This is a genomic window from Streptomyces sp. NPDC051364 (assembly GCF_040682115.1).
Taxonomy (GTDB): domain Bacteria; phylum Actinomycetota; class Actinomycetes; order Streptomycetales; family Streptomycetaceae; genus Streptomyces.
Genome location: NZ_JBFBAH010000002.1, coordinates 438,882 through 461,931, shown reverse-complemented (window position 1 = coordinate 461,931; position 23,050 = coordinate 438,882). Strand labels below are relative to the sequence as shown.

General features: G+C 73.7%; 18 protein-coding genes, 1 tRNA gene and 1 pseudogene. 4 read left to right on the top strand and 16 right to left on the bottom strand.

The features are described from left to right. Positions 1-386: 386 nt before the first annotated feature. Positions 387-752: a hypothetical protein gene (locus AB0M76_RS06000; RefSeq protein ID WP_365951737.1), complete on the top strand. Its 366-nt coding sequence runs from the start codon at positions 387-389 to the stop codon at positions 750-752. 19 nt (positions 753-771) lie between these two features. Here the strand turns inward: AB0M76_RS06000 and AB0M76_RS05995 are convergent, their stop codons facing one another. The 7 genes from AB0M76_RS05995 to AB0M76_RS05965 all read right to left on the bottom strand — a co-directional run bounded on the left by AB0M76_RS05995 (position 772) and on the right by AB0M76_RS05965 (position 8,797). Next, positions 772-2,013 carry a M48 family metalloprotease gene (locus AB0M76_RS05995; protein ID WP_365951736.1) on the bottom strand — a complete coding sequence of 414 codons (1,242 nt, stop codon included), beginning with the start codon at positions 2,011-2,013 and terminating at the stop codon, positions 772-774. A 479-nt stretch (positions 2,014-2,492) separates the two neighbouring features. Beyond that, complete coding sequence (locus AB0M76_RS05990; protein ID WP_365951735.1) at positions 2,493-3,044, bottom strand: Pycsar system effector family protein; 552 nt, start codon at positions 3,042-3,044, stop codon at positions 2,493-2,495. Next, on the bottom strand, positions 3,041-4,300 hold the full coding sequence (locus tag AB0M76_RS05985) for a PE-PGRS family protein (protein WP_365951734.1): 1,260 nt from the start codon (positions 4,298-4,300) through the stop codon (positions 3,041-3,043). The genes AB0M76_RS05990 and AB0M76_RS05985 overlap by 4 nt, the downstream gene beginning before the upstream one ends. An 89-nt stretch (positions 4,301-4,389) precedes the next feature. Then, positions 4,390-6,738: a hypothetical protein gene (locus tag AB0M76_RS05980; protein WP_365951733.1), complete on the bottom strand. Its 2,349-nt coding sequence runs from the start codon at positions 6,736-6,738 to the stop codon at positions 4,390-4,392. Then, a complete protein-coding gene (locus AB0M76_RS05975; protein WP_365951732.1) occupies positions 6,735-7,628 on the bottom strand; it encodes a hypothetical protein in 894 nt (297 codons plus the stop codon). Before AB0M76_RS05975 ends, AB0M76_RS05980 begins: the two co-directional genes overlap by 4 nt. A gap of 154 nt (positions 7,629-7,782) precedes the next feature. Further along, complete coding sequence (locus AB0M76_RS05970; protein ID WP_365951731.1) at positions 7,783-8,469, bottom strand: Crp/Fnr family transcriptional regulator; 687 nt, start codon at positions 8,467-8,469, stop codon at positions 7,783-7,785. Positions 8,470-8,720: 251 nt separating this feature from the next. After that, positions 8,721-8,797: transfer RNA gene (locus tag AB0M76_RS05965), tRNA-Pro, on the bottom strand. A gap of 108 nt (positions 8,798-8,905) precedes the next feature. On the opposite strand from AB0M76_RS05965, the pseudogene AB0M76_RS05960 reads away from it, so the two are divergent. Further along, a pseudogene (locus AB0M76_RS05960) lies at positions 8,906-9,244 on the top strand (DUF309 domain-containing protein); the annotation flags it as partial. Positions 9,245-9,803: 559 nt separating this feature from the next. Here AB0M76_RS05960 and AB0M76_RS05955 read toward each other — a convergent pair. Genes AB0M76_RS05955 through AB0M76_RS05940 form a run of 4 tightly spaced genes read right to left on the bottom strand, consistent with a single transcriptional unit; the run spans position 9,804 to position 13,079 of the window. Then, positions 9,804-10,193 (bottom strand): VOC family protein, encoded by a 390-nt coding sequence (locus AB0M76_RS05955; protein WP_266998222.1) that lies wholly within the window; start codon positions 10,191-10,193, stop codon positions 9,804-9,806. Between the two features lie 5 nt (positions 10,194-10,198). Beyond that, positions 10,199-10,837 carry an LUD domain-containing protein gene (locus AB0M76_RS05950; protein WP_365951730.1) on the bottom strand — a complete coding sequence of 213 codons (639 nt, stop codon included), beginning with the start codon at positions 10,835-10,837 and terminating at the stop codon, positions 10,199-10,201. Further along, positions 10,834-12,327, bottom strand: coding sequence for a lactate utilization protein B (locus tag AB0M76_RS05945; protein ID WP_365951729.1), 1,494 nt, complete (start codon positions 12,325-12,327; stop codon positions 10,834-10,836). The genes AB0M76_RS05950 and AB0M76_RS05945 overlap by 4 nt, the downstream gene beginning before the upstream one ends. Then, on the bottom strand, positions 12,324-13,079 hold the full coding sequence (locus tag AB0M76_RS05940) for a (Fe-S)-binding protein (RefSeq protein ID WP_365951728.1): 756 nt from the start codon (positions 13,077-13,079) through the stop codon (positions 12,324-12,326). The genes AB0M76_RS05945 and AB0M76_RS05940 overlap by 4 nt, the downstream gene beginning before the upstream one ends. Before the next feature lie 18 nt (positions 13,080-13,097). Here AB0M76_RS05940 and cobF point away from each other — a divergent pair, with 18 nt between their 5' ends. Next, a complete protein-coding gene (gene cobF, locus AB0M76_RS05935) occupies positions 13,098-13,850 on the top strand; it encodes a precorrin-6A synthase (deacetylating) (protein WP_365951727.1) in 753 nt (250 codons plus the stop codon). A gap of 49 nt (positions 13,851-13,899) precedes the next feature. Here cobF and AB0M76_RS05930 read toward each other — a convergent pair whose 3' ends face one another. The 5 genes from AB0M76_RS05930 to AB0M76_RS05910 all read right to left on the bottom strand — a co-directional run bounded on the left by AB0M76_RS05930 (position 13,900) and on the right by AB0M76_RS05910 (position 21,315). Further along, a complete protein-coding gene (locus tag AB0M76_RS05930; RefSeq protein ID WP_365951726.1) occupies positions 13,900-15,069 on the bottom strand; it encodes an aminotransferase class V-fold PLP-dependent enzyme in 1,170 nt (389 codons plus the stop codon). A gap of 103 nt (positions 15,070-15,172) precedes the next feature. Beyond that, positions 15,173-16,843 (bottom strand): endo-1,3-alpha-glucanase family glycosylhydrolase, encoded by a 1,671-nt coding sequence (locus tag AB0M76_RS05925; RefSeq protein WP_365951725.1) that lies wholly within the window; start codon positions 16,841-16,843, stop codon positions 15,173-15,175. A gap of 125 nt (positions 16,844-16,968) precedes the next feature. Further along, on the bottom strand, positions 16,969-18,387 hold the full coding sequence (locus AB0M76_RS05920) for a family 2B encapsulin nanocompartment shell protein (RefSeq protein ID WP_365951724.1): 1,419 nt from the start codon (positions 18,385-18,387) through the stop codon (positions 16,969-16,971). Next, a complete protein-coding gene (locus AB0M76_RS05915; protein WP_365951723.1) occupies positions 18,384-19,826 on the bottom strand; it encodes a family 2 encapsulin nanocompartment cargo protein terpene cyclase in 1,443 nt (480 codons plus the stop codon). Before AB0M76_RS05915 ends, AB0M76_RS05920 begins: the two co-directional genes overlap by 4 nt. 109 nt (positions 19,827-19,935) lie before the next feature. After that, positions 19,936-21,315: a hypothetical protein gene (locus AB0M76_RS05910; protein WP_365951722.1), complete on the bottom strand. Its 1,380-nt coding sequence runs from the start codon at positions 21,313-21,315 to the stop codon at positions 19,936-19,938. Between the two features lie 315 nt (positions 21,316-21,630). Between AB0M76_RS05910 and AB0M76_RS05905 the strand changes: the two genes are divergently transcribed. Next, the gene (locus AB0M76_RS05905) at positions 21,631-23,043 is read left to right on the top strand and encodes a family 2B encapsulin nanocompartment shell protein (RefSeq protein ID WP_365951721.1); all 1,413 of its coding nucleotides are present in this window, start codon (positions 21,631-21,633) and stop codon (positions 23,041-23,043) included. Positions 23,044-23,050: the final 7 nt, after the last annotated feature.

Sequence of the window (23,050 nt, the reverse complement as noted above, 5' to 3'; positions counted from 1 at the left end):
GGCTCACGGATCGGCCGGATCCCGCCACCGGACGGCCGATTCCTCCGGGAGACAATCGCCCTCGGCCGGATCCGGCCCACTGACCCCACCAGCCCCACGACAGAACGGGAGCAACCGCGTTGAACCAGGAGAGGGCGTGAACAGGCGCAGCAGTTCCTGCACCCAGGCGAACCGCTCATCGCTGCCTGCCCCTACGAACTCGGTCCCGGCGTACCGCATCCACCCGAGGCCCTGCTCGCCCCGTCGGAGTCCTCGGCCCTCGCCCGCCAGATCACGGCCAAGGCCCCCGCCCCCTGCGGCAGCTACTGAAGGCGGGAGGTGTCCTCGACCCCCGGCACTCGAAGCCCGCCGCCGTCGCCGACGCGATCGACCGTGCACCGGACCTGGTGCATCAGCTCGGCTCGCGGCTGATGCACGGCAAGGGCATGGACGGCGGCTGGCAGAGCGCGGCCGGGCAGCTCCTCGTCAGCCGCGCCAGTGCCCGCGGCTCGGTCACGGGCGTACTCGCCGTCACCGACCGGCGCTGGTTCGACCTCTGCGACGTCTCCCCGCCGTGGCGGATGACGCCAGTGCTGAAGCAGCACTGGGAAGTCCCGCGCCAGGCCGTCGCCGCAGTGCGCGCCAACCCGACCGGGATCCTCCAGAAGGGCCGTATGGACATCCACTTCGCCGACGGCTCGTGGGTCGCCGCCCTCGCGTCCCTCCCGGCCCACGCAGCCCCCTTCGTGAACGAGGCTGCCGGCCCCCGCTGAGCGGTCCGCCGGGAATGTCCTAGGAAGCCGAGCGCTGGAGCTGCTGGGACATGACGAGCCTGACGTTGCGCAATCGCGCCTCGGCGTTCGTGTGCGCGGCCTTGGCCACGAGACGCCCGCCGTTCGCCGCCTGCCCGGATCCCAGGTTCGGCGGCGCTGGGTGGTGCTGTCCGGGGTAGGGCTGCGACCCGTGGTGCTGCCCTGGGTAATGCTGCGGGTATTGCTGCGGGAACGGTGGTACGCCCGGGGGCACCGGCGCCGGGCCGTGCGGCGGGACACCCGGCCCTGCCACACCCTGGGCCTCCTCCAGGAGGACGGCCTCCAGAGCCTCACCGAACCCGAGCCCCACCGCGTACGCGTCGGCCCGGAACTCGGCCCGCCGGTGCAGCCACGCAATGAGCAGCGGACCGGCCGCCACCGGCAGGACGAGCCACCACATCCCCTCCACGAAGGTGAACATGAACAGGAACTGAAAGATCGTCAGCGACAGGCAACCCCCGCAGGCGATGCCGGCCCAGTGCTTCGTGCGGAAGAGGAGGAAGAGCAGGGCGAGGATGGCCCGCCCTGCCGCCCGCGCGGGCAGGGCGTACCAGTCGGCCAGCATCGCCGCCCACGTGTGGCCGCCCACGTGGTGCCCGAGCTCGTGCGCGAGCACCGCTCCGAGACGCGAGTTGGGCAGCCGCTCCATCGCGTGCCGGGTGACTGCGACGATGTGCCCGGCGGCCGCCGTCGCGTTCAGCTCGGTGCGTTCCTGGATCCAGAGTTCGTACGTCTCCCGGTCCACCCCTGCCCGCCGCGTCACTTGCTCCCACACCGTGTCCAGCCGCTGGGCCTCCTCCGGCGTCGGCCTGCGCATCCCGAACAGATGCCGGGCGATGGCCGATTCGACCTTGCGATGGAAGACCAGGGGTCCGGAGAGCAGCCACAGCACCGGCACGATCAGCGCGAGAACCGGGTTGACCAGGCCGGATACGAAGGCAACCACGGCCAGGCTGATCAGCCCGACGGGCGCCGTCACCAGCAGATGGGACAACGCAGCGCCGTCGATGCCCCGCTGTACGGCCTTCACCATCCTGCGGCCCTGTTCCAGGGCGAGGTCGTCATGGTCGACGACGGGCCGGGCGGGCGGCGGCGGAGGCGTCTCAGGCCGCGGAGGCACCACGGGCGGCGGGGGCAGGGGGGCGGGGTGCGCGGTGACCGGTGGCGCGTCCGCGGCGGCCGGCGCCCGCGTCGCGTCGTCCCCGGCCCTCGGCGGAGGCACCGCCTCACCGTGGTGGCTCGGCGAGACCCCGCCGGGGCGCGCCGGGGGCGTCTCACCCTGTAGGGAGGCCCGTACGTCCACGGGGTACTCGGGGTACTCGGGCGGGACGCCACCAAGGCTTGAGAAGGCCGCATCACCCGGGTACACGGAAGGAGGGATCTCCCCCGGATACACGGGCGGCGCGTCCCCGGGGTACGTGGGCGATGCCCCTTCCGGGTACGCAGGAGGCAGCGCCTCACCCGGGTACGCGGGAGGAAGGATCTTCCCCGGACATGCGGGCGGGACCTCGCCGGGATACGCCGGCGCCGCCACCTCTCCCGGACGGGGCCGGGGCGGCCCCTGCTCGCCCGGATACGGCGGAGGAGCCTCCTCCCCCGGATACGGCGGAGGGGGGACGTCCTCGTGGTCGGACATGACGGTGTGTCTCCTGACGTTCCTGCATGCGAATCGTCGGCGGCGGCTCCGCCGACTCGACGGACCTATCCGACGAGCAGCGCGCCGGGCAGCAGCACCAGCGCCACTGTGAACCCGGCCATGCCCGTCCTGAGCCAGCCGTACTTCTGCGAGACGATCCGGCTGTTCTCCATGAGCGCAGCGAGGACGGCGGCCCCCGGGGCACGGTCGGTCTCCCGCAGCGCCGCCTCCAGGACCGCCTGCCCCTGGCGGGCGGCACCACGGATGTCCGCGAAGTGGGTAAGGGGGGCGCCCGGCTGCCAGTCGACCGTCCGGTAACGGGGCATGACGGTCATGAGCAGGGACACGAGCGAGACGAGGAAGCAGCAGACCCCCGCCCACCACATCACCTGGCCGGGCACCGAGAGACCGGAGGGGCGCCAGCCGCGCGCGGCGAGGACGCCGACGAGCGCGGCGGCAGCCATGCCCTGAGCGGCGACGAGGACCGACCCCTTGGTGTCGGCGCGGGCGGCCTCCTGGCGCAGTTCGCCCAGGAGCCGCTCCGCCGTGCGCTGCGCCTGCGGCCCGGTCCGAGTCGGCGCGGGCCCGGACCCGGGCCCGGGAGCGGCGGCGCTCATCGCGGCGGCTGCGCGGGAGAGGGATAGCCGAAGACCGGTCCGTCCGCGGGCGGGGGCGGCGGAGTGCTCTCGGGGACTCCACCCGGGGCGGGTTCGGGCTCCGCCTGCGTACCTCCTGTCTGCGGCACCGAAGGCTCGGATGGGGTACCGGCTGCGGGCGTCCGGCCCTCCGCCGGGTCCGCGGACGCGGGCCCCTCGACCGCGGGCAGCGGCTGTGCCGGGCCCTGAGGCCGCCTCGCGCTCAGGACCTCCTTGATGACGTTGGCCGCGAGTCGCCGCGGCTCGTCCATCTGGTGTTCCTCCAGGCCGCCGGGGCCGCCTCCGAGCGCCTGGAGGGCGACCGTGAGCTGGTTCTGCACGGTCAGCAGCTGGTCCTGGCGCAGGTTCTCCATCACGAGGCGGGTGTCTTCGGGGTGCCGGGCGAGCTGGAAGGCCATGGCGGCCGGGCCGCCTCGCTCGAGCCAGTACGCGTAGTACTCGATCTTCTTCGCCTCGATCTCCTGGAGCTCCAGCTCCTGGCGGCCACGGGCGAGACCGCGCTCGTGGTCGAGCGCCTGCTGCTGGAACTCGATGCGGTGCTGCTGCCGGCCCTGGACGAGGGCGCGCTCCGCCGCCAGTTCGTCCTCCCGCATGAGGAGTGCGTGCTGGGGTTCGAGCCTCTGGCGCTCGAACGCGATGTCGCGCAGCTGACGCTCCTGTTCGAGGGCTACCTCGTCACGCCGGATCTGCAGGCTGCAGCTGACGTCCAGCCCGGCCCGCACCCCCATCGGCTCGGCGGCCTCGAGGGCCTTGCGGGCGTGGAGTTCGGCCGCCGCGCTGTCCTCCATCGCGTAACCGCGGAGCACCGGCCCTACGGCCTGCTCGACGATCCGCTGCACCATGGCCGGCACGTTCCGCTCGCCGCTCGCGACGACGGCGGCCGGGTCGAGCACCTGCCAGGTGCAGCTCAGGGACACCTCGAAGAGGAAGGCGTCGTTCTGACTGGTAAGGGTGAGAACGGTGGCGCTCTCGTGCCGCCCCATGTCCACCTCGTACACGCTGGTCCAGCGCCGGGTGGCGAGATCGGTACGGCTCGGCCGGCTCGGGGGCAGGTAGGTGTCGAGGCCGCCCTGGGCCGTGGTGAACACGAGTGCGTGGTCGATGCGTGTGGCACGCAGCGGCTTGAAACGGGACAACTCCTGGATCGTGACCACGGGGTCGACGAGCACGGAGTGGCGGTTGGCGTCCTGCTGCCACTGGGGCGGCTGGCTCATCATGGTGACGTTGCTCCTTGGGAACGGTTCGAACGGCGTGTGCCCGGAGGGGCACACCCTGGGGTTCACCGAAATCGCCGGATTGGCCGGATTCACCGGGAGGGGGTGGCGGCGGAGGTACCGGCGTCCTCTCGCTGCGCGGACACCAGGGCGCGCAGTCGGAGGGCCACGGAGGGCGGCGGTGCGGAGTCGCCCTCGCCGCGCAGGTTCTCCAGGAGGTAGGCGAGCCGCCGGTGGTCCTCGCTGGAGACCATGAGGAGCGGCAGCAGCTCGCAGAGCGCGGTCTCGGCGCCCCGGTCGTCCTCGGCGGCCCGGACCCATTGGCGCATGGTGTTGAGTCCGGACGCGGAGCACACCGCGTCGTTGAGGACGCTGCGCCACAGCGCCGCGAGGGCGTGCCGCAGCACCGCTCCGTCCGTACCGGGCCGCGGGTCGGCTCGTGCGAACAGGTCGAGCAGGAGGGGGCGTCCCATGCCCGCGGCACCGTCCGTGGGCCCGCAGGCGTGGACCATGGCGCGCAGCACGAAATCCCTGGTGGCGCCGCGGGCGAGGCTCGGCAGGGTGTCCCACAGGCCGGCGGCGGCGGCCCAGTCCTCGCGTGCAGCCGCCTCCTGCCCGCCAGCGAGCAGCAGGGCCGCGGCGGACTGGGCGAGGTCCTCGCGCTCGTTCGACCAGCCGCGGGCGGGCCCGCCCCGGGCCTCCATGCCGCGTACGGCCTCGGTGAGCGCGGCGAGCGCCTCCTGGGGGAAGGCGTCGCCGACAAGGGCGTAACCGCGGACGGCGGTCCAGCGCAGCCGGTGGTCCGGGGCGGTGCACCACTCCGCAAGGATGCGGGAGACGTGCGGGGCGCCGAGGTGGTGGGCGAGGGCGAGCGCGTTGGCGGCGGCGAGCCGGGCGCGCAGCCGGCGGTCCGCCGCCCAGGAGCGGATGAGCAGGGCCATGGCCGACGGCAAGTCCGCCTCAGCCATGACGGCGGCCGTGGCGGCGGCGCGCGTGCGGACAACGGGCCGGGGGTCGTCGGCAAGGCGCCGCAGCCAGGCCACGAGTGCGGGCCGGGCGGACGGGTGGCCGGTCCAGACCTCGCGCAGCAGGGTGATGGCCGTGAGCCGGTCCCTGAACTGCACCTTGGTCTGGAGTACCGGGCCCCACTCGGTCTCCTCCGGCTCCTGGTAGCGGTCGGCGAGCGCCTGCTCGACCCGTTGGGCGCTGGAGGTGCCGAAGACGGGGATCCGAGCCGGCTCGCCCGGGTTCTCGATGCGCTGGAGCAGGCCGAAGAGCGCATCGCTCAGCTCGGCGGTGAGGGGGTAGGGGGCCTCGTCGAAGGTGGCGAGGGCGATGAGGAAGGCCTTGTCGTGGAGGGTGTGGTCCGCGCTGTCGAACCACTCCCGGACCTGTCGTTCGGCGGCGTAGTGGCCGAACGCGCCGAGCTCGGCCAGGGACACCGTGCCCCGGGCGTAGTCGGCGATGCGTTCGGCGAAGCGGGCGGTGTCGGCGACCGGCCGGTGGTGGGCGAGGACGGACCGTACCTCGTCGAGAGCGAGCAGCTCGTCCACGCTGCGCCCGCCCACGTCCTTGTTCCTGAGGTGTCCGGCGAGCAGGGCGGCGGGCGCCGGCGGCTGCCAGGGGACGGGGACGACACCGCCGTGGACGACGGGGTGGGGTCCCACGACGAGAACGAGGTGGCTCCTGGTCGCATGGAGCCGCTCGCTGAGGGCGCGGATGTGATGCTCGCGCAGGGGGCGTTCGGCACCGGTGGCGAAGTCGGCGACGAGGTGGCCGCAGCCTTCGCGCAGCTCTCCGGGGAGCCGGCCGAGCGGGAGCGCCGGGTCCAGGGCCCGGTAGGAGCGTGCACCGGCCGCGCGGAGCAGCATGAGGGCGGCTGCCCTGCGGCCGGTGGTGGCGGCTCCGTAGAGGATGGCCAGGCGGTGTTCCCTGAGCCCGGCGAGGGCGAGGGCGAACGGGCTCCCGGGCTCCCACGCTGCGTCCGGGTCGCCGCCGCGGTCGGCCGGGGCCGCGTCGTCGGGTACGGCTCCGTCCCGCTCTGCGGGCGGATGGACGAAGTTCCGTGCGAGCGCCTCGACTTCGGAGGCGGGGATCTCTCCGGACCGCTCCTCGGTGTCGGCGCCGAGGTGGTACTCCACCTTGCTGCCGCCGAGGATGACGTCACCGGTGACGTGGCCACCGCTGACACCGTGCTGGTCGCCGCCGACCAGTGAGCCGCCGATCCGGGCGGAGCGGCCGAGCATGATGCCGGGGCTGTGCCGGTAGAGGTCGCGGCGAGAGTCCCAGGCGTGTTCCGTCTCGTCCTCGGCGCTCGCTAACTCCTCACCGTCGGCGGTCGCGTCGCCGGTTCCGTCCGGCGCGTCCGGGGCGGCCTCGGGCCGCTCCGGGTGCGGGCCCTGCCCCTCCGGGCCGGTCGGGTGGTCCTGGGATGCGTTCACGGCCGGCCCCCGTCCGCGTCGCCGTCCTCGGTCCGGGTGCCGCCGAGTACGACGTCACCGGCGACGTGGCCGCCGCTCACGCCGTGGAGGTCGCCGCCGACGAGGGAGCCGTGGATCACGGGCGCGCCGTGGAAGTGGAAGACGGCTCCGGCCGACCGCTCCTGCACGGTGGGGGCAGGAGCCGGAGCGGGAGTCCGGTTCACGGCAGGAGCGGGCGCCGGTGCCCCGGCCGGCTGGGGGGCGTCCACGGGAGCGGGGGCGGGTTCCGGAACCGGTGTGGCGGCGGGGGCCGGAGTCCGGTCCGGCGCAGCGCCCTGATGGATCCAGGCGGGCAGCACACCGTCCTTCACGGTGACGCTCGCCTCCCGGAAGAGCTCCGGCCGTACCCCCCGGTGACCGTGCCGGACCACGCCCTCGTACACCGGCGCGCTCACCGCGAGGACGCTGTGTTCGTCCCGGCGCGCGGCGAGGGCCGACCTCAGCACGTCTGCGTCGAGCAGTCGACACGCCTGGTTGAGGTCGTGCCCGACGAGCCCCCCGGTGGTCCCCGCATGCGGGTCGTGGGCCACCTCGCCGGCGGCGAGGACGATCCTCACCCGCATCTGGGCGCTGTCCGAGGCGAGCAGGTTGTGCTCGTGGAGGAGTTCGGGAGTGGTGGTGAGCAGTGACCGCAGGAGAACGGTCTTCGCCACGTCGCCGCTGAGCAGCACGATCAGGCCGTCACCGCGGTCTTCGCGGTACTGCTGGGTGGCCTCGACGCCGGCGGCCTCCAGCGTCTGGTCCACGATCTTGTTCAGGGTGCGTCGCAGGACGGCCTGCACCACGTCGTCGCGACGGCTGAACCTCTCGATGTCGAGGAGCAGGATGGTCCGGTTGACAGGCTCTCGCATGGCCGCCTTCCGCTGGTAACACGGCCCGCACGGGGCCTTCTGGACATCCAGAAGATGCCAGGAACAGGGAGTTGGAGGCGACGGAACTTAGCACACTCGGAATGTGACCGTGTACACAGAACGAGGCCCGCGAGGGCGGCCCCGACAGCCCGGGTCAGCCGTTCCCGGCGCGCGCCATCTGCCGCAGTACATCAGGCCTTACGACGACGAGCCCGCGCCGCCCGGTCCGTACGATGCCCCGCTCCCGCAGCTGCTTGAGGAGCCGCGCGACTGCCTCGCGCGAAGCTCCGACCGAGCCTGCGAGCTCGCTCTGGGTGAGCCCGGCCGTGAGCTGGACGCCGTCCTCCGAGTCCTTGCCGTGGGTACGGATCAGTTCGAGGAGGAGCAGGGCGAGCCGCTCCTGCACGGTGAGGGAGGCGAACTGCACGCGCCGTCGGTCGCTGTCGCGGGTGCGGTCGGCTGTCAGGGCCAGCAGCTTGCGTGCGATGCCCGGGCGTTCGCTGAGGAGGGCGCCGAACCGGTCGGCGTCGATGGCGAGCGCCTCGACCCGTTCGAGCGCGGTGACGGTCGCCCCGCGCGGCCGCCCGCTGAGCATGGCCTGCTCGCCGACGACGTCCCCGGGCCCGCGGAGCGCGAGGAGCGCCTCATACCCGTTGGGCGCCGCCGAGGTCACCTTGGCCCAGCCGGAGAGGATGATCAGGACGTGTGTCGAGGGTTCGTGCTCCCGCAGCAGGACCTGTCTCGCAGGGTAGACCAGGGGGTTGCCGCTGTGTAGGAGCGCTTGCCGATCACCGGTGTCCAACCGGACCACGAACGGAACTTGGTCCTCGAACTGCGTCAACTGTATCTCCCTGGCTGCCCCTTCGGGCCGCACACGATTGCACGATCAGCCGCGAGGTTAGCGCATCCCGCTCCCCCTCCCCTGTCCGCGGCGCCGTCGGGGAAGACGGGAGTGGGGCGGGCGGAACGGGCGGTGATGCCGTCGGCGGCCCCCGTCGGGCCGGCCCGCCGCATGGCACATCAGGACCCCGAATACGAAGAAGGCCGTCCTCTCATGGATGAGAGAACGGCCTACGACCGGCGAAAAAACGCTGGTCGGGACGACAGGATTTGAACCTGCGACCCCTTGACCCCCAGTCAAGTGCGCTACCAAGCTGCGCCACGTCCCGTTGTGCTGTTGATCTGGGGTTTCCCCCGTCCCTGCGGCACATGCAGAACATTACCCCACGTAGAGGGGTGCGCATGCACGGGTTTCCTGCGGGAGGGAGGATGGCCGGGTGAACGGACGGGATCGGGACGGTGAGGGGCGGGCGCGGAGCGCGCGGCCGCGGGACGGGCTGGGGCGGCCGCTGCCCTACGGGGAGCCGGGGGTGGAGCGGCAGCCCGAGGGGATCGTGCGGACGCCCGCCGAGACACTGGCCGAGGCGCAGCGGCTGCTGGATGCCGGGATGCCGTTCCACGCGCACGAGGTGTTCGAGGACGCCTGGAAGTCCGGCCCGCCGGCCGAGGCCCCGCTGTGGCGGGCTCTCGCCCAGCTGGCGGTCGGCCTCACGCACGCCGCCCGCGGGAACGCCGTCGGCGGCGCCCGCCTGTTGCGCCGCGGGGCCGACGCACTCGCCCTGGCGGGGCGGGACACGGCGCCCGGGCCGGAGACGGCCACGGGGCCTGAGGCAGTCACCCATCCGGGCGGGACCGCCCGAACGTCCGAAGTCTCCGAGACCACCTCGGCCAGGCCTGACGCCGGGGGTGGGGCCGGCAGAGCGGGCAGCGCGGGCGGGCCCGACATCGCCGGCAGCGCGGGTGGAACGACCGGGGCGCAGTCTCCGTACGGGATCGATGTGCCGGGTCTGGTCCGCTGGGCCCGGGAGTTGGCCCCACGAGTGGAGGCCGGGCCTGCGGTCGACGCGGCGGCCGAGGCCCCGCGCCTCGTCTCCCGGCCGGATCAACCGAACCCCGCCTGACCGCGAGCGGGCCGGCGGCAGCCGACGCGACGGGCCGGGGCGGCAGCCGGTACGCCCGGGCCGGGGCTACGGCGACGCAGGTCCGCCGGCAGCGCCCCGCCCGGGCCGGGCCGGGGCAGCGGCGGCCCGCCTGAGCGCGCCGGCCGGGCCCGGCGGCGGCCGCCAGGCAGCCCGGGCTGCGGCGGCGGCCGATGCGGGTGGTCGCGGCAGTGGGCTACGCCGGCTCGAGGAGGTCCCAGCGGTTGCCGTAGAGGTCTTCGAAGACGGCCACCGAGCCGTACGCCTCGTGGCGCGGCTCCTCCAGGAAGCGGACGCCCTCCGCGGTCATCCGGGTGTGGTCCCGGGCGAAGTCGTCGGTGTACAGGAAGAAGCCGACCCGGCCGCCCGTCTGGTCCCCGACCCGGGAGCGCTGGGCCTCGTCCTTGGCGAGGGCCAGCAGCAGCGCCGCCTCGGTGGCGCCGTCCGGGCGGACCACGACCCAGCGGGAGCCGTCGGGGCGCGCGGTGTCCTCGACGAGGGTGAAGCCGAGGGCACGGGTGTAGAAGTCGATGGCCTCGTCGTAGTCGCGGACGACGAGGGCGGTGAGGGCGATGTATGCGGGCATGGGACTCATTCTGCTGGTCCGGTCAGCAGGACCACCTCCAGGGTGCGCGGGCCGTGCACACCCTCCACCCGGTCGAGTTCGATGTCGCTGGTGGCGGAGGGTCCGGAGATCCAGGTCAGCGGCCGCGCCGGGTCCAGCAGGGGCAGTGCCTGCGGGACCGAGTCCACCACCTGGTCCGGGACCCGGACCACGCAGATGTGGTGGTCCGGGATCAGGGTGATACGGCGCCGGCCCTGCCCGGGGCCGCCGTCGAGGACGATCGTGCCGGTCTCGGCGATCGCCAGGGCGCAGCCGGTCACGACGCTGTCCACCGCGTCCAGTTCGTACGGGGTGGAGGCGGCGCGGTCGTGGACGCGGGTGGCGTCCGCCGCCGCGAGCCAGTACGGGGGCAGGCCGGGCGGGACGAGGACCGTCCGCACGCCCCGCTCGGCCAGCAGACGCATGAGGAGCAGCGCGAGCCCGTCCTCGTCCGTGCGGTGCACCTTGGCGCGGTACTCGGACAGGTTGGCGGCGAGGAGGTCCGCCGTCTCGGCCGGGGTGCGGGTGCCGTGGACCGGGAGGTAGTCCCGGGGGATGGCGGGGTCGGGGTCGCTGTCCGCCACCGCCCGGCGGATCCGGCCCAGGATGCGGTCCCTGCTGCTCATTCCTGCCCTCCCCGCTCCCGGGACCACCAGTCGCGGAACGGTTCCGGCGGGGGCTCCGGGAGGTCCCGGGTGTCCGTCCACGCCCGGCCGGGACCCGGCAGGCGGCGGGGCCGGAGCCGGCGGGACCGGGCCAGGAGGCGCTCCCCCGCACGCAGCGCGCCCGGGTGGTCCAGGAGCAGCCGGGCGGCCCGCATCGCGGCCCGTTCGGCGGTGTGGCCGTGCGCGGGGCGGATCCGGACGCGGATGCCCTCGCGGGTCGCCGGGCCGCCCTGGGCCACCCGTTCGCGCAGGTGGACGAGGACCTCGGGGATGTCGATGGCGACCGGGCAGACCTCGTAGCAGGCCCCGCACAGGGTGGACGCGTACGGCAGCGAGGCGTCGATCTCACTGCCCGTACCCCGCAGTTGGGGGCTGAGGATGGCGCCGATCGGCCCGGGGTAGACCGAGCCGTACGCGTGGCCGCCGGCGCGCTCGTACACCGGGCAGACGTTCAGGCAGGCGGAGCAGCGGATGCAGCGCAGGGCCTGGCGACCCACCTCGTCGGCGAGGGTGTCGGTGCGGCCGTTGTCGAGGAGGACGAGGTGGAAGGCGGAGGGGCCGTCGCCGTCCGCCCCTTTCGATGGACCCAGCCCGGTCCACATCGTCGTGTACGGGTTCATCCGCTCGGCCGTCGACGAGCGCGGCAGCGTCTGGAGGAAGATCTCCAGGTCCCGGAAGGCCGGCACGACCTTCTCGATGCCCACCACCGAGATCAGGGTCTCGGGCAGTGTCAGGCACATCCGGCCGTTGCCCTCGGACTCGAAGACGACCATCGTGCCCGTCTCGGCGACCATGAAGTTGGCGCCGGAGACCCCGACCTTCGCGCGCAGGAACTTCTCGCGCAGGTGCAGGCGCGCCGCCTCGGCGAGTTCGCGCGGGTCGTCACCGAGCCCGTCCGGCGCCGGGAGGCCCCAACGGCCCATCTCCGCCTCGAAGATGTCCCGGATCTCGGCCCGGTTGCGATGGATGGCCGGGACCAGGATGTGCGAGGGGCGGTCGTGGCCGAGCTGGACGATGAGCTCGGCCAGGTCCGTCTCGTACGCGGCGATCCCGGCCGCCTCGAGGGCCTCGTTGAGGCCGATCTCCTGGGTGGCCATGGACTTGACCTTGACCACCTCTCGGTGGCCCGTGGCCAGCACCAGCCCGGTCACGATCCGGTTGGCCTCGTCCGCGTCGGCCGCCCAGTGGACGGTGCCGCCCGCGGCCGTCACGGACTCCTCCAGCCGGAGCAGGTAGCGGTCCAGGTGGCGGAGCGTGTGGTCCTTGACGGCCTTGCCCGCCGCGCGCAGCCGCTCCCAGTCGGCCAGCTCGGCGACGGCCCGGGCCCGTTTGTCGCGGATGGTGTGGGTGGCGCGGCGGAGGTTGGCGCGCAGCACCCCGTCCCCGACGGCCTGCCGCGCCGCATCCGGGAAGGCGGGGAAGGCGGGCATCCCCATGAACGTCCCCGTCATCGCAGCGGTTCCTCCTCCGTCGAGGCCAGGATCTCGGCCAGGTGCAGGGCGCGCATCGCGTCCCCCCTGCGGCGCAGGATCCCGCCGAGGTGGGCCAGGCAGGAGTTGTCGGCCCCGCACAGCACGTCCGCTCCCGCCCCCACCGCGCTGTCGATCTTGTCGTTGCCCATCGCCGCGGACACGTCCGGGTTCTTCACGGCGAAGGTCCCGCCGAAGCCGCAGCACTCCTCGGCGCCGGGCAGCTCGACCAGGTCCAGGCCCTTGACTGCGGCCAGCAGCCGCCGCGGGCGGTCCCCCAGCCCGAGCCCTCGCAAGCCATGACAAGAGGGGTGATAGGTGACGGTGTGCGGGAAGTACGCGCCCACATCGGTCACCCCGAGTACGTCCACCAGGAACTCGGTCAGCTCGTAGACGCGCGGTACGAGGTCCCCGGCCAGCGCAGCCAGCCCGGAGCCGCGCCCCTCCTGCTCCGCCAGGCGGGCGATGCGCGGGTAGTGGGCGCGGACCATCGCGGCGCAGGAACCCGACGGGGTGACCACGTACGGGTACCCCGCGAAGGCCTCGGCGGTGCGCCGCAGCAGGGGTTCGCTCTCGCGCCGGTAGCCGGTGTTGTACTGCGGCTGGCCGCAGCAGCTCTGGGCCGCCGGGAAGTCCACGCCGACGCCGAGCCGCTCCAGCAGGCGTACGACGGCGATGCCGGTCCGGGGGTACAGCGCGTCGTTGACGCAGGTGACGAACAGGGCGGCACGCATGACGGGCAGAATAGCGGCGTGAAGAAGTTCTCAGTGATCGGCATAGGCGCGGGCGACCCGGACCACCTGACCCTCCAGGCGGTCAAGGCGATCGGCGCGGCGGACGCATTCCTCATCCTGGAGAAGGGCGAGGAGAAGGCGGATCTGACCGGGCTGCGGCGCGCGATGCTCGACGAGCACGCCCGCCCCGGCCACCGGCTCGTGGAGGGCCGCGACCCGGACCGGGACCGGACCCCGGATCAGTACGCACCGACGGTGGACGGCTGGCGCAGCGCGCGGGCCGAGATCTTCGAGCGGTTCATCGCCGAGGACCTGGCGGACGGCGAGACCGGGGCGTTCCTGGTCTGGGGCGACCCCTCGCTGTACGACTCCACGCTCGCCATCCTGGACGAGGTGCTGGAGCGGGGCCGGGTGGCGTTCGAGCACAAGGTCGTGCCCGGCATCAGCAGCATCTCCTCGCTGCTGGCCCGGCACCGGACCAACCTGAACCGGGTCGGCCGGCCGGTCCAGATCACCACCGGGCGGCGGCTGGCCGAGGGCTGGCCGCAGGACGTGGACGACGTGGTGGTGATGCTGGACGCGCGGCACGCCTTCACGGCCCACCTCGACCAGGACCTCTTCATCTACTGGGGCGCCTACGTCGGCACCCCGGACGAGATCCTGGTCTCGGGGAAGCTGGCGGAGGTCGCCGGCCGGATCGAGGAGCTCCGGACCGAGGCCCGCGCCCGCAAGGGCTGGATCATGGACACGTATCTGCTCCGGCGCGGCTAGGGGGTGTTCGGCGGACCCGAGCTGATCCGCCGAACACCCCCTAGCCCCGTCATCCCACGTAGCCGGGGAGCACGGCGGCAAGCCGCTCGTACTCCTCGGGGCGGTTGTAGACCTGCCCGCAGACGCGGATGCCGCCGCCGCCCGGCCACGGCCAGACCAGCACCCGGATGCCCTGCTCCGCCGCGATCCGCTCGCGCAGGGCGCGGGCGGCCTCCGGGGTCTCGGCGGTGCCGGGCGGCAGCCGCAGGGAGCGCATCGCGAGGCCCTCGGTGTACGGGAGCGGGGTGAGCCCGGGGATCTCGGCGAGCAGGGCCGCGCCGTGGGCGGCGAGGGCACTGTTGTGGGCCCGCACCTTCGCGGCGTCGAGCCGGTCGAGGAGGTCCAGGCCCTCGGGGGCGGCGAGCCAGCCGGTGTAGTCGGCGGTGGCGCGGTTCTCGACGGAGCGGGGGAACCCGTCCGCGTCCTCCCAGGAGGGCACCAGCGCCCGGACCCGGCCGCGGTGTCCGGGGGCGACCGCGAGGACGGCGCTGCCGGAGGGGGCGTACCCCCACTTGTGCAGGTTGCCGAACCAGAAGTCGGCGCCCCCGGCGAGCGGGTCCGCGACCATGCCGGGGACGTGCGCCCCGTCGACGACGGTCGTGACCCCGCGGGCGGCCAGGTCGGCGAGCAGCCGGGGCGAGGCGATGAGCCGGGCGGTGGGCGAGCTGATGTGGTCGAGCAGCGCCACCTTGGTACGGGACGTCAGCCCGGCCAGCACGGTCTCGCGTACGGCGTCCTCGTCGGGCAGGTACGGGTCCAGGGCGACGGTGTTGACGCGCGCGCGGCGGGCGGCGGCCGCGACGACCGTGCCGTACCCGTGGTCGGTGACCAGGATCTCGTCGCCGTCGGCGAACGGGACGGCGTCGAGGGCGAGGTTGGCGCCCTCGGTGGCGTTGCCGATGAAGGCGATGCCGTCGGGGTCGGCGCCGAAGTGCCGTGCGATACGGGCGCGGGCCCCGGCGATCCGGTCCGCGGCGCCGACGAAGAAGGCGTCGGGATCGGCGTGGAGCTCCGCCTGGAGCGCAGCCTGGGCCTCCTGCACGGGCAGCGGTACGGCGCCGAAGGACCCGTGGTTCAGGTGCGCGATCTCCGGATCCAGCCGGAACAGCCCGGGTCCCCCGGGGAACACGGCGGGGGCGGCAGGACGCAACGGAGCGGCGGGGGCGGTCGGGTCGGTCACGGGTCCTCCGAGGGGTGGTGTGCGGTTGCCCGCATGATGCGAGCCGCCCCGGACGGCCCGGAAGGGCCAATACCGCGAAGGTGGCCGGTATATGCGGCCGACCCTAGTCACGCCCGCTGGTGACGGCGTAATACTGCAGGTCCTGGACCTTCACCGTGCGGTCCGCCTCGTAGGGCAGTTTCACCTCTGTGCCGGGCTTGCCGTCGCGGACCACCACCGCCGAGCTGGTGCCCGGGCGCAGCGGGAGCAGTGCGGAGTGGATGCCGGCCGGGGCCTCGTGCTCGTCCTGGGCCGAGCCGACCGCCGTACGGACGGTCGCCGGGGCCGTCAGGAAGCTGAGCACCTCCACCGAGTCGCGGGGCGCGGCGCTGCCCTTGCGCAGGGACATCACCAGCGACTGGGTGCCGGTGGGGTCGGCCGCGGCGAACTGGGTGCGGGCCGAGACGTACAGCGTGTCGCGGACGATCTTCGGCCAGCTGCCCGTCTTGAACTTGGCCAGGTAGTACGAGGAAAGGTCCAGGTACGCGTACCCGTTGTGCAGCGAGGGCGCGAACTGGCTGCCCTCCGAGTAATCGTTCCAGGTGGTGAGCTGTACCCAGTCGGCGCCGTCGTCGATGGCGTGCGTCCAGGTGGAGCGCAGGGTGGCGGTGTTGCCGGCCTCGTCGTAGATGCCCTGGTTGGGGCGGGCGTCCTGGACCGACACGGGCTGCATCCAGATCTTGCCCATGCCGTGGGCCCGCTGCACGTCGCGGGTGGCGCTCTCCTGGCCGACGTAGCTGCGGCTGCCCCACTCGGAGAAGCCGTGGCTGATCGGCGCGAACCGTGCACTGTTGGCGTCGAAGTCGAGGAACGTCGGGACGAAGGCGGTACGGATGCCGTGCCGGGTCTTGAGGAGGTCGAGGACCTGCGTCCACCAGGCGACGTCCTTCGCCTCCGCCTTGAAGGGGGAGACGACGAGCCGGCCGTCGCCGAGGCGGTGCGCGGCGGGGGCCTTGCCGAGGGCGGCGACGGCGTCGGCGAGCACGCCGGGGTCGTCGGTGTTCAGCGAGGTCATGTCCGGCATCAGCATGATCCTGAACGCGGGGTCGACCGCATGGGCGGCCTCCATCAGGAGGTGGGCGCGGTCCCGGTTCGGCCCGGACAGGGAGAGCATGTCGAGCGTGAACCCGTCGAGGCCGGCGGCGCGGGCGGTGCGCACCTCCTGCTCGAGGTTGGCGCGTTCCCAGTTGCCGCCCTTGGGCTGGACGGGCAGCGGCCGGTCGCGCAGCAGGCCGCCGTACCGCTCGTGCTTGCCGTTCTCCCCGCCCGGGTTCAGGTAGTTGCGGGTGTAGTAGTCGGCGTCGGCGCTCGCGTTGTCCAGCGAGAGGGGGTACGGGGTGAAGTAGTGCGCGAAGACCAGCTTCCTGCCCGCGCCGCCGGTGCGCAGGGCGGCCGGCCCGGGCAGGTCGAAGGGCAGGGCTCCGGCGGGCCGTTGACCGGCGGGGTCCCCCGCGCCCGCGGCACTGCCCCGGCCCTCGCCGGCCGGGCTCCCGCCGGGAGCGGGCGAGGCCTGACCGGTGGCGCTCGGCGTGGGGCTCCCGGAGCCCGTGCCGGGACCGGCGGACCAGGGCGTGCCGATCACCGCGGCGGAGGCGCCGTCCTGGCCGGAGGCGCGGGCGAACGGGTCCCAGGCGATGCCGGCGGCGGCGCAGACGCCGACGAGGAGGAAGGCGGCGGCCGACTGGGTCAGCAGCGGCCGGCCCCGGAACCCCCGGCGGCGGCGGTGCGAACTCATCGTGGATGCCCTCCCCTGCGCTGTGCCCCGGATGCGGGACTTGCACAGCAGTAGAGCCGATCGGCGGCTTCCGGACAACCGTTCGCAGGGGCACGGGCATCGACCGGGGCCGGCCCGGCCGGAGGTCAGGAGCGGGCGGCCGCGACGTTCACGTTCTCCAGGATCCCGAGGGCGTCGGGGACGAGAACGGCCGTCGAGTAGTAGGCGCTGACCAGGTAGGACATGATCGAGCGCTGGTCGATGCCCATGTAGCGGACGTTCAGGCCGGGTTCGTACTCCTCGGGGATCGCGGTCGGCCGCAGGCCGATGACGCCCTCCTGCTCCTCGCCGGTCCGCAGCGCGAGGATCGAGCTGGTGTGACCGCCGACGATCGGGATCTTGCCGCAGGGCAGCAGCGGGATCCCGCGCCAGGCGGGTACCGACTTGCCCTGCACCTCGGCGTTGTCGGGGACGAGCCCGCGCTTGTTGCACTCGCGGAAGAAGGCGGCGATGGCCTTGGGGTGGGCCAGCAGCACCTTGGTGCCGCGGCGCATGGTGACCAGCTCGTCGAGGTCGTCGGGGGTGGGCGGCCCGGACCAGGTGTTGATCCGCTGCTCGTACGCGGCGTTGTGCAGCAGCCCGAACTCCCGGTTGTTGACGAGCTCCCACTCCTGACGCTCACGCAAAGCCTCCACGGTCAGGCGAAGTTGCTGCTCGAACTGGTCCATCGGGTCGTTGTAGAGGTCGGCGACGCGGGTGTGGATCTGCAGGACGGTCTGGGCGAGGGAGAGTTCGTACTCGCGCGGGCTGAGGTCGTAGGCGACGAAGGCGCCGGGCAGCAGGGTCTCGCCCGCATGGCCGGAGGCGAGCTCGATGTCCGCCTCGCCGCGCCGGTTGACCGGGCGGCGGCCGTTCTCCACGTACTGTCCGAGGTGGGCGCGCAGGGCGGCGGAGCGCTCCAGGACCTCCTGGAAGGCGCGCCAGCGCAGCACCATCACGGTGCCGGCGGTGGCGGCCCGTACGGAGTAGTCCCAGCGCGGTTCGGGCCGGCCGAGGGCGTCGTCGCCCAGCTGGTCGCCGTCGGCGACGACGCCGAGGACGTCCGGCGCGCCGTACTTGCCCTGGGCGCGCTTCTCGAGGCGGCCGTGGGCGATGACGAAGACCTCCTCCACGGGGGCTCCCTCCTCGACCAGGGTGTCGCCCGCGCGCAGGTCCCTTTTGACGAAGCGCACGGCGAGGTCCTCGAGGACCTCCTGGTCCTGGAAGCCCTTGAGGGTGGGGAGTTCGCCCAGGGTGGGCGCGAGGATCCGCACGTCGTCGGCGCCGGTCTGCACGAAGGAGACCCTGCCCCGGCCCACGGCGTGGCTCAGGCGCCGGTTGACGCGGTAGGTGCCCGCGCCGACGTTCACCCAGGGCAGTACGCGCAGCAGCCAGCGGGAGCTGATGCCCTGCATCTGGGGGACGGACTTGGTGGTCGTCGCGAGGTTGCGGGCGGCCGCGGTGCTGAGGGCGGCCTGCCGGGCCGCCTCTTCGGCCTCGGGGGTGGGGGCTTCGGGGGTGGTCATGCCGGGGTCCCTCCGTGCGTCGGGCCTTGCTCCGGGCCGTGCGTCGGGCGTTGCGTCCGGTCCTGCGTCGGGCCGCTGTCCTGGGCCGGGGCCCGGCCCGCGGGGTGGTAGCGGGCGGTGGTGCGGTGCCATTCCAGATTTCCGCCGAGCCAGGCCCATACGTCGGCCAGGAAGCGGATCAGCGGCGGGAATCCGGCCGCGGAGAGGAGGGCCGACTCCTCCTCGAAGGCGTGGACGAGCTCGTCGTGGAGGCCGGCGGAGCGGCGGACCGCCTCGGCCCGCGAGCAGCCCTCCTCGGCCTCGATCAGGGCCGGCAGGTTGTAGTTGACGGCAGCGCTCTCGTCCTCGCGGTGCATGGAGTAGAGGTCGTTGACGATGACGCTGGCGGAGGCGGCCTTGAGGACCGCGCCCCGCACGCGCGGGTCGGCGTACGCCTCGACGGGGAGCTCGTAGCCGCCCGCCGGGTCGAGCATCACCATGGTGGGGATGAAGCTGTTGTCCTGGCGGACGGCGAGGAACTCCCAGACGGGCGGGGTGCGGCCGGAGACCCGCCAGCCGGCCTCGGCGGTGTAGCCGGAGAAGAGCGCGGCCATCTCGTGCCGGTAGCGGGTGAGCTGGGAGCGGGTGGCGTACCGGGACAGGTGCTCGGTGCTGGAGCGCAGCGCGACGAGGACCGGGTCGGCGCACATGGCCTGCTCCAGCAGGGGCGCGTAGCGGGCCGGCAGATGGGCCGGGTCGATGGCGGCCAGGGCCTGGGACAGGTGGGTGGCGATCCGGAGCGGGACGGCGCCGGCGCTCTCGTCGTCGCAGTAGTAGTCGTCGGTGGCCCATTGGGCGAGGGTGCACTTGGCGGGGGCGAGCAGCCGGTCCGGGTCCTCGACGTGGGCGTAGGTGAGCATGGTGTACCGGCCGATCGAGAGCGCCCGTACCTCGTCCAGCCGGCCGGCGTAGATCCCGGTCTCCTCGGCCCAGGCGATGAGCCGGTCCTCGACCGCGTCCCCGAGGGCCGGGTCGTCGCGCTGCGGGGGCGGGCAGTACAGCTCGGGGACGGCGGGGTTCCCCCGGGACCGGCCGGGCGCCGTGGGGGCCGGTACGGCAGCCGGAGTCGGCGCGGGGACGACGGCCGGGGCCGGGGGCGGGAGGACGGGACGGATGCGCAGGGTGCTGGTGCCCGGTCCGCCGGGACCCCCGCGCAGCCGGGCCAGCAGCGCGGCGCGGGACGGAACGGGAGGGGCGGGCGGTACGGCCGGGGCGGGCAGTACGGCCGGGGCGGGCGGGTCGGCCGGGGCGGGCGGGGCGGCCAGGGCGGGCGGGGCGAACAGAACGGAAAGGTCAGGCAGGCCGGTCAGGCCGGACAGGTCAGGCAGGCCGGGGAGAGCAGGCAGGGCAGACAGCTCGGGCGGGCGGGCGGGGTCGGCAGCGGGCGGATGCTTCTGCATGGCATGACAGTGCGATGCGGGCCCGGCGCACGGGTAGCCGCCCCGGCACCGGCCCTGTTGAAAATCCCGCGCAGTTGAAGCTCTGAACGGATGTACGACGAGGGCGCCGCTACGTCCCGGCCGCCACCCGCTCCAGCAGCGGCCGTACGACCCCACTCGCGCGGACCGCCCGCAGCCGCCCCCGCATCCGGCGCAGCGCGTCCGTCACCCGGGCCGATTCCAGCTGCGGTACGACGTCCAGCAGCTCGTGCCAGGCGGCGCAGGCCCGCTCCAGATGCCCCTGGCCCAGGTGGAGTTCGGCGAGCCGGGCCGCCGTGACCGCCCGGGCCCGGCGCTCCGCCGCCGGGCGGTGGCGCAGCGAGGCGCCGAGCGCGGCGATGGCACCCCGGCCGTCACCCAGCGCGGCCAGCGCCTCCGCCTGCTGGTGGCACAGCGCGGCCTGGTGGTAGTCGCCGATCGGCGCGCTCTGCCCGGCCGAGCGGTCCAGCAGCCGCTGGGCGCCCGCCAGATGGGAGACCGCGGCCCGCCGGTCCCCGCAGGCGGCCTCCGCCACGGCCAGCTGCCCGGTGACGAACGCCGCCTGGAGCGCCGGCAGCCGCCCCGCCTCCCGTGCGGCCGCCTCCGCGAGCTCCAGCGCCTGCGTGCGGTGGCCGAGGTGGTGGGCCTGCACGCTCATCGCCCGCAGCACGGGCGCGTGGCACTGCGGATCTCCGGCCTCCCGGCCCAGCCGCAGCGCCGCCCGGTAGTAGGCCTGGGCCACACCGTGCTGGTTGCTGTCGAAGCACAGGAACCCGGCGGTGTAGGCCAGCCGGGAGGTGGCGCCGAGCAGCCGGTGGCGTACGGAGGGCGGCGCGTCGGCCCGCAGCCACGGGGCGACGGTGGTGGCGAGGTACGCGGTCAGGGCGGGCCGGGCGAGCCCGCTGCCGAACATCATGTCGGCGTTGCGGAAGACCGGGAGCACCGCCTCGGCGGCCCGTACGTGGTCCTGCCCGATCCGTGCCCCGGCCCGCGCCTCGGCCCGTACCCCGGCCCTCGAGCCGGCCTGCCCCGGATGGGCCGGCTGCTGCCCCTCCGGCGGCCGCCACGCGGAGGAGTAGACCGGGATCTCGCCCAGCGCACCGACCCCGAAGTCCGGCCCGCAGTCGGGCAGTTGCGCACCGGCCAGGGCGGCCGCGGCGAGGACGTCCGCGTCGTGCGCCCCGCCGCCGGGGCGTTCCCGCGCCCTCGCCCCGGCGGGCCGGGCGAGACCGGTGTCGGCGGCGGCGATCCGGCGCCCGGTGCGCCGGCTCAGCGCCTCGGCGGCGAGGTCGACGACGTGGGCGGGCGGCCTGGTGCCCGCGAGCCAGTGGGAGACGGAGGTCCGGTCGTAGCTGAGGGTGAGACCGGCCTCGGCTGCGATGCCGTTGACGGCCCGTGCGAAGTCCTGCCCGCTCCAGCGGGCTTCGATGAGGAGGGTGCGGAGTTGTCCGTTGGGGTCACGCTTCGCCATCCAGAACCGCCCAACTCGTACGTGTGTCCAGCGCTTCAACACGGTCGGAGATTCAACAGGGTGGGACAGGGGCCCGTGTACCGGGTGGGGCCGCCCTGCCTCTAACTAAGACGTGTGCACACGGTGGCACCCGGTCACACCGGGTGTGCGTGGCGTGCGGGAGCACAGCGGATCACGCACAAGCGGGGTCGCTCCTTCCGATCGCCCCCGTACGCGACGTACGCGACGTGCGCGACCCGCACCCGGGCCGCTGCGCAGGACAGTCACCGACGCCGCATCCGGAGCCAGGAAGACCGACCGAGAGGACGTTCCGTCATGTCTGTCGACCCGACGACCGAAGAGAGCGCCGCCGCACACCCGACCCGCAACGCCCGCCAGAGCCTCAGCACCGATGCGGCGCGGAACCTGGCGACCACCACCAAGTCCGCCCCGCAGATGCAGGGCATCAGTTCCCGCTGGCTGTTGAAGATCCTCCCGTGGGTCCAGGCCGGCGGCGGCACCTACCGGGTCAACCGCACGGTCAGCTACACCCTCGGCGACGGGCGCATCAGCTTCGTCAAGACCGGGTCCGAACTCCGGGTCATCCCGCCCATGCTGCGCGAGCTCGGCATGCTCCGGCACTTCCCCGACGACGCGGTCGTCAAGTCCATCGCGGACCGGTTCGTCAAGGAGGAGTTCCGCAAGGGCGACGTGATCGTCCGCAGCGGCGAGCCCGTCGACAAGATCTACCTCGTCGCCCACGGCCGCATCGAGCGGCTCGGCGCCGGCGCGTACGGGGACGAGGCGAGCCTGGGCGTCCTCAGCGACGGCGACCACTTCGGCCACCACCCGCTGCCTGACGCCCGCTGGGAGTTCACCGCCCGGGCCCAGACCGACGTGGTGACCATGACGTACAACCGGGGCGACTGGGACGAGGCACTGAACCGCTCCCCCGCCCTGCGCCGGCACGCCGAGGCCTACCTGGAGGCGGAGCGCGTGGGGCGCAAGGGCAGCGAGGCCGTGGACCTGTCCGCCGGCCACACCGGCGAGGTCATGCTGCCCGGCACGTACGTCGACTACGACCTGAGCCCCCGCGAGTACGAACTGAGCGTCGCCCAGACCGTGCTGCGGGTCCACACCCGCGTCGCCGACCTCTACAACCAGCCGATGAACCAGTCGGAACAGCAGCTGCGGCTGACCATCGAGGCCCTCAGGGAGCGCCAGGAGAGCGAGCTGGTCAACCACCCGGAATTCGGGCTGCTGCACAACGCCGACTACGAGCAGCGGATCTACGCCCGCACCGGACCGCCCACCCCGGACGACATGGACGAGCTGCTCAGCCGGCGGCGCGGCTCCCAGTACTTCCTCGCGCACCCGCGCACGATCGCCGCGTTCGGCCGCGAGTGCAGCCGGCGCGGGCTGTACCCGGCCTCCGTCGAGTTCCAGGGGCACTCGATGCCCTCCTGGCGCGGGGTGCCGCTGCTGCCCTGCAACAAGATTCCGGTCACGAAGGAGCGGACCAGTTCGATCCTGGTCATGCGCACCGGCGAGGACAACGAGGGGGTCATCGGGCTGCACCAGCTGGGCCTGCCCGATGAGTACCAGCCGGGCCTGTCCGTCCGGTTCATGAGCATCAACGAGCAGGCGATCGTCTCCTACCTGGTCACCGCCTACTACTCGGCGGCCATCCTGGTTCCCGACGCCGTCGGGGTGCTGGAGAACGTAGAGATCTCGCGCTTCGACGACTGAGGGCGGC